Below are 7,140 nucleotides of genomic sequence, written 5' to 3'. Positions count from 1 at the left end.
CCGTCGCGACCAGGTACGACAAGCTGAAAAACCGTTACGAGGCAACGGTAACCATCGCCTCGATCATGATCTGGCTCCGCGCCAAACCCGACCGGAGCCGACCATGATCCGTCAGATGCGCTCTAGTTCACTCGAATACCGTTTCGCCTGGATTGTGGAGGCCAGTGATGGCCTGGCGCGGGTCAGGTGCGACCTTTGGCGGTATCCGGCCGGATCATTCCTGAGGTACGTGTGGGCCGGAGGTCGCTGGGGCGTCTGTGTCGGTGGACCATCGGTCGAGAGCGGCTTGGAGTTGGTCGGGGTCGATGGGCTTGGCGAGGTAGTCGTCCATTCCGGCGGCGTAGCAGCGTTGCCGGTCTTCGGCGAGGGCGCCGGCGGTCATGGCGATGATGGGGATGTGCTGGTTCGTGCCTTCGCGGTGGCGTAGCTCGGCGGTCGCGGTGTAGCCGTCCATTTTGGGCATTTGGCAGTCCATGAGGATGGCTTGGTAGGGCTTCGTGGCCGCGAGTTCGAGTGCCTCCAGCCCGTTGCCGGCGATGTCGACCTGGTAGCCGAGGGTGGCGAGGGTGTCGACGGCGACCATCTGGTTGATGAGGTTGTCTTCGACGAGCAGGATCGGGCCGTGGCTGTCGCCGTCGGCTGGGTGAGCTGGTGCGATGGTGCTGGGTTCGCCGGCCTGGGGTATGTCCGGGTTGAGGATTTCCAGCAGGCAGTTGTAGAGCTGGGAGGGGCCGATCGGTTTGGGGAGCATGCCGTCGGCGCCGGCATTGGTGGCGATCTGATCGTCGTCGTGGTAGCCGGCGGTCATCAGGACGACGGGTGGGTGGGCGATGGTGGGTTCGGCCGCGATGCGGCTGATGAGCTCGACGCCGTCCAGGCCGGGCATGTGCTGGTCGATGAGGGCGATGTCGTAGTGCGGCTCGTGTCGCAGCCGGTCGAGGGCGGCGTGGCCATCGGGTACCGCCGTGGGGATCATGCCCCATGCCCGGCTGTGCTGGGTGATGAGCTGGCGGCTGTGGGGGTTGTCGTCGACGACCAGGAGCCGCTTGCCGGATATGAGGCCTTTCGGGGTGATGCCGTCGAGGGGCGCGTTGCGCCGGAGCCGGGCGGGCAGGGTGAACCAGAACCGGCTTCCGCGCCCGGGTTGGCTTTCGACCTCGAGCCGGCCGCCCATGAGTTCGACGAGTTGCCGGGCGATGGTCAGGCCCAGTCCGGTGCCGCCGAACTCGCGGTTGGTGGTGCTGGAGTCAACTTGGGAGAAGGATTGGAACAGGCGGGGCAGGTCCTGCGCCGCGATGCCGATGCCGGTGTCGAGGACGGTGAAGGTGATCTGTGGTGTGCCGTCCTCGGTGGGGGCGGCGGGCTCGGCGCGGAGGACTACTTCGCCGTGTTCGGTGAACTTCACGGCGTTGCCGAGGAGGTTGAGCAGGATTTGGCGTAGTCGTCCGTCGTCACCGCGCAGGGTGGTGGGCAGTTCGGGCGGGTAGTAGCCGAGGACTTCAAGGTCCTTGTCGCGGGCGATTTCGGCGGCGACCTGGACGACTTCTTCGAGTAGGTGGTCGAGTGCGAAGTCGTTCTCGATCAGTTCGATCTTGCCTGCTTCGATCTTGGAGAAGTCGAGGATGTCGTTGATGATCGTGAGCAGCGCACGGCCGGATGTACGGATGGCTTCGGCGTAGCGTCGTTGGCCGGGCTGCAGCGAGGTGTCCAGCAGGAGTCTGGTGAGTCCGACGACGCCGTTCATCGGGGTGCGCAGTTCGTGACTGACCATGGCCACGAACTGCGACTTGAGCCGGGCCGCGGCCAGTGCTTCGTCGCGGGCGCGAGCGAGGGCCTGTTCGACCTGTCGGCGTTCGGTGATGTCTCGGATGGCGGCCGAGACCATGGTTCCCTGGTCGGTGTCCAGCGGGGCGAGGCTGATCTCCACGGGGAACTGGCTTCCGTCGCGGCGTAGTCCGGCCAGTTCCCGGCCGGCGCCCGTCCTGCGCAGCTGCGGTGCGGTGACATAGTCCAGCCGGTCGCGGACGTGTTGGTCGCGCAATTGTCGCGGGACGAGCAATTCGATCGGTTGGCCGACGAGGTCGGTGCTGGAGTATCCGAAGAGGCGCTCGGTCTGGTCGTTGATCAGCACGATGGTGCCGGATTCGTCGACGATCACCATGGCGTCGGGGGCACCCTGCACCAGTTGCCGGATCCGTTCCTCGGCGCGGAACCGGTCCGAGATGTCCCGGGTGATGGAGGCGGCCCCGATGACGGTGCCGGCGCCGTCGTGGATCGGGGAGGTGGTCACCTCGACGTGGACCTGTGTGCCGTCCTCGCGGACCCGGACGCTGCTGTAAGGGGAGACCGGTTCGCTCAGCACGATGTGCCCGAGGATCTCGTTGATCTCCTCGTGCTGCTCGGGTGGGGTGAGGATCTGGATCGGCCGGCCGATGGCCTGCTCGGCCGGGTAGCCGTAGAGGCGTTCGGCGCCGTGGTTCCAGCTGATGATGGTGCCGTCGAGGGTCTTGCCGATGATCGCGTCGTCGGTGCCGTCGACGATCGCGGCCAGGAATGCCCGGTCGTCAGCGGCTGCGCGCTGCGCGGTGGTGTCGCGTGCCACCGCGTAGACGAGCCCTTCGTCGGGGGTGGGGGCGGCGTTCCAGTTCAGCCACCGGTAGGAACCGTCGCGGCAGCGATACCGGTTCTCGAACGAGATTGTGACCTTGCCCTGCTCGAGCTGGTCAGTCGACTCGGCGTCGGTGCGGATCGCGTCGTCGGGGTGGATGAATTCCCGGAACGGCCGGCTCATCAGCTCCTCGGCGGTGTGGCCCAGGATGTGTTCCCAGGCCGGGTTCAGCCGTTTGAAGTAGCCGTCGGTCCCGGCGATGCACAACAGGTCGGGAGAGAGGTCGAAGAAGTGGTCCAGTTGGTCCGCGGCGCGCCGCCGGGCAGCCTCGACTCGGTTACGGCTGGTCAGATCCCCGTAGCTACCGACGATCGTCGCCCGCCCGGTGGCGTTGAGCACCAGCGACATGGTGACGTTGACCTCGACGTCGGTGCCGTCAGGCCGGCGGACGAGCATGTCGAACTCGACGGAGCTGGTTGCGTTCACCGCCGCCGCGAGGTCCGCCATGCGTTCGTCCTGCCGGCCCGGCGCCCACCACGGATACGGCGGTGTGCAGCCGAGGACATCTTGAACGGCGTATCCGGTGATCTCGCACCAGCGGGGGCTGACCTCCAGCACCGTGCCGGCCGCGTCGACGACGATGACACCCTCGCGCAGGGAATGCAGGATCGCCTGGCGGAACTCGCGTTCGTCGTGCAACGCCCGGCCGGCCTGATTCAACGCCGCGCCGGCGCGCAGGAACACCACATACATGGTCAACACCAGCAGGGCGGAGGCGGCGGCGACGACACTCTTCTGCTTCCACAAGTCGTTCCTGCCGGCCGCGGTCAGCAACACCCCAACCAGGAGAATCACCGCGACTGACACCGGAGCCAACTGCCGCACGGCTCTGCCCCCTGGACCACTGCCGAGGAACACCTGCGCTTCCGGGCGGCCCGGACGGCAGACCCAGAGGCCGACGGTCAAGGCGATGAACGCCAAGGCCGCTCCGTACGACATCGACGTCATCGTCGACGCGCCGGACAGGTAGCTCAGGCCGTAGGCGTGACCGAGCAGGGCCACTGCCGCCACCAGGCCGCCCGCCGGGGCGAGGACCTTGGCCGGCCGATAGCCGCGGTCCGCGTCGGCGTCCAGGAACATCAGGGCCAATCCGGTGGCCACCAAGGCGACCGCCGTGTGCGGCGACGGACGGCCGGGAAGGTCGACGCTCGACCACTCCCGCATGCGGCCGGGGAACATCAGCATGTCCACGCCCAGACTCCGACCGGTCAGATATTCCAGGAGCACCCACGCGCCGACCAGCGCCACCAGCAGGCCCAGCCCCTGGCCGACACGGCGACGAGAAACCGAAACTGACGCTGGGACGACGAGCCACAGACCAGCACCCGCCAGACCCAACGCCACCGCGGTGACCGGAACCATCGCCGGACTGGGCGGAACGACATACGTGAGCATCCGTGCACCCACGGCGTAGCCCAGCAGGGCCATTCCGGCGAGCAGAATCGTCCCTGCGCTGACCGCGGCAACGACTCGCGACCGCCAACGAGTTCCGCCAACCAGCCATGCTGAATACCACATAGACTATATTATGAGACGAATTCGGATGAAAAACCGTCGAAGGGACTAACTGGGCCGTCGAGGAAGCCGGACCTCGTGTAAGCACAGAGCGATTCGGGGGAACCGACGTGGACGACCGCCCAGGAGCTGCCGCGACAACCGTGAACGTCCAGGCCGCCGGCAGCGCTCCCAGATCCGCCTCCGGCGGGGCACTTCCCGGTACGTTGCTGCTGTCGAAACTCGGGCACGAGCTGCGTAGCCCGCTCACCGGCATCGTGGGCCTGACCCGCATCATGCTGGTGAAACTCGCAGACGGCTCCCCTGCCCCCGAGCAGCAGATCCGCCAGCTGGAGCTGATGCGCACCAGCGCGGTCCAGATGCTCGACACCATCGAGCGAGTCGTCACGATCGCCAAACTCGAGGTGGCAACGTCCCCGCCCGACGACGTGTTCGACTGCCGTGCCGCCATCACCACCGTCGTGGCGCAAGCCACGCCGAGCGCCGACACCCACGCACGGCGACTGATCGTCGAGGTACCCGACGAGCCAGTGATGGCGACCGGCCACGAACACGCCCTGCAACGGCTGCTGACCGAGCTGGTCGACAACGCGATCAAGTACACCGACCAGACCGACATCCGCATCCACTGCCGCCTCACGCCCCAGCGATACCCGCTGATCGAGGTGAGCGACAACGGCCCCGGCATGACCACCGACGAGCAGACGCGCATCTACCAGCCGTTCACCCGCGGCACAGCAGCCGAACAACACGACGTGCCAGGCAGCGGGCTGGGCCTCTACCTGGCCCAACAGCTCACCGCCCACTGCGGCGCCACACTCAGCATGCACAGCACGCCATCGACGGGCAGCACCTTCGCCATCCAACTCAACCCCCCAGCCGCCGCCACCACACCGATCTGAGGAGTTGCCATGGCCACCGTCCTCATCGTCGATGACCGCGCCGCAAACCGGGAGGTCGCCCGCGCGACCCTCGACCACGGCGGCCACCACGTCATCGAGGCCACCGAAGGCCATCAAGCCCTCGCCATGGCGCGCACCACCCACCCCGACGTGATCCTCACCGACGTGGTCATGCCCGGCATGGACGGCTACGAACTCGCCCACGCGCTGCACGCCGACGCCGACACCACCGACATCCCGGTACTGTTCTTCACCGCCAATTACAGCCCCGCAGAAGCCCAACCACTGGCCACCGCCTACGGCGTCACCCAGGTCCTGGCCAAATCCGCCGACCCGTTCGAACTGCTCGCCGCCGTCGAGCAAGCACTGCACCACGAACCCCCGCCCGTACCCGACACCGGCAGCGAAGACCGATCCGGACACCTGCGCGCTGTCAACGCCAAACTGGTGGAAAAAATCCTCGCCCTCGACGAAAGCGAGGCACGCTTCGAAGCCTTCGCCGAACTGTCCCCGGTCGGTATCGCCTTCGGCGGACCGGACATGCACGCCACCTACGTCAACTCCCGGCTCAGCGAGATCACCGCGACGCCGGTCGCCGACCTGCTCGGCGCGGGATGGCTGCGCTGCCTGGCACCCGAGCGCCACAGCGAGTTCGACAACAGCAATCCGCCCCTCGCCGGCGCCACCACCTACTACGGTCCCGTAGCTTTGGCCCCCGGGATACAACGCCACCTGCAGGTTGTCGTCCGTGTCCTCGACGACCAGGACGGCTTCGTCGCCGTCATCACCGACGTGACGCCACTGGTGGAAGCCGAACAACGCAGGCACGCCGAAGAGCGGGAACGCGAAATCGAGGAACGCCGGCAGATCGCCCACCGTTTCGACAGCCTCGCCCGGCTGTCCGGAGCCGTCGCCCACGACTTCAACAACATGCTCGGCGTCATCCTCTCCCTCAGCGAATTCGTCGAAGAAGCCGTCGGCGACGCCATCGATCAGACGCTCACCGCGCCGAACGCCGAGACGATCCTGCACGACCTCGGCCAGATCACCCGAGCCAGCAAACGCGCCGCGCACCTCGCGCACCAACTGCTCACCTTCGGCGGCCGGGAGGTCATGCAACCGACCGTCATCAGCCTCAACGCGATAGTCGACGAGGTCTGCGGCATGCTGGCCACCGCGGTCGGAGAACAGATCACCGTCACCACCCAGCTCGACCCCCACCTGCGCAACACCCGCGCCGACGCCAGCCAGCTGTGCCAAGCCCTGTTCAACCTCGCCATCAACGCCCGCGACGCGATGCCCCGCGGCGGTGCGCTGATGTTCCGCAGCACCAACAAAACGGACACTGACACCGATCCACCCGCCGGGGGCCTTCCCACCGGGGAGTACGTCCACGTCGCCGTCATCGACAACGGAGACGGCATGCCACCCGAGGTCATCGACCGGGCCATGGAACCCTTCTTCACCACCAAACCGAATGGACAAGGCACCGGCCTCGGCCTCGCCACCGCCTACGGCATCATCAAACAGGCCGGCGGCCACCTGATCATCGACTCCGTCGTCGACCGCGGCACCACCATCAACATCTACCTACCCGCCACCGACGAACCGGCCCACACCAGCCGACCCGCCGCCACGACGCAAGCGTCCACAAACCGGACCATCCTGCTCGCCGAAGACGAAGACGGCCTCCGACACGCCGCCAACAGGATCCTCACCAACGCCGGCTACCACGTCCTCAGCGCAACCAACGGTCACGAAGCCCTCACCATCGCCCGCCAACACGATGGGCCCATCCACGGCCTGCTCACCGACGTCGTCATGCCACACATGAACGGGCCCACACTCGCCGCGGCGTTGAGCGCCGAGCGACCGCACATGTCCGTGCTGTACATGTCCGGCTACGCCGCACCCCTCATGACCGAACAGGGCCTCCTCGACCCCGGCGTCACCGTCCTGGGCAAGCCGTTCACCAAAGTCGAACTCCTCACCGCACTCAACACCGCGCTCACCGACAACACCCCCCGACAATTCACCACCACAGCCCCATAGGCC

Annotated in this window: 3 protein-coding genes; 2 read left to right on the top strand and 1 reads right to left on the bottom strand. The window is 67.0% G+C overall.

What is annotated here, in order from left to right; genetic code table 11:
• Window positions 1-214: 214 nt before the first annotated feature.
• Window positions 215-4,063, bottom strand: a complete 3,849-nt coding sequence (locus tag QSK31_RS16935; RefSeq protein ID WP_285684946.1) for a PAS domain S-box protein — start codon at window positions 4,061-4,063, stop codon at window positions 215-217.
• 230 nt (window positions 4,064-4,293) lie between these two features.
• Between QSK31_RS16935 and QSK31_RS16930 the strand changes: the two genes are divergently transcribed.
• On the top strand, window positions 4,294-5,085 hold the full coding sequence (locus tag QSK31_RS16930) for a sensor histidine kinase (protein ID WP_285684944.1): 792 nt from the start codon (window positions 4,294-4,296) through the stop codon (window positions 5,083-5,085).
• Between the two features lie 9 nt (window positions 5,086-5,094).
• On the top strand, window positions 5,095-7,137 hold the full coding sequence (locus QSK31_RS16925; RefSeq protein WP_285684942.1) for a hybrid sensor histidine kinase/response regulator: 2,043 nt from the start codon (window positions 5,095-5,097) through the stop codon (window positions 7,135-7,137).
• The last annotated feature ends 3 nt before the right edge of the window (window positions 7,138-7,140 follow it).

Origin of the sequence: Actinoplanes sp. NBRC 103695, from assembly GCF_030269485.1 — a bacterium.
GTDB lineage: Bacteria > Actinomycetota > Actinomycetes > Mycobacteriales > Micromonosporaceae > Actinoplanes.
This window is presented reverse-complemented; position numbering and strand designations above follow the sequence as displayed.

What these genes read in the sequence shown, in the direction of transcription:
- QSK31_RS16935 (WP_285684946.1), bottom strand. Translation starts at nt 4,063, where the DNA reads ATGCTCACGTATGTCGTTCCGCCCAGTCCGGCGATGGTTCCGGTCACC.
- QSK31_RS16925 (WP_285684942.1), top strand. Translation starts at nt 5,095, where the DNA reads ATGGCCACCGTCCTCATCGTCGATGACCGCGCCGCAAACCGGGAGGTC.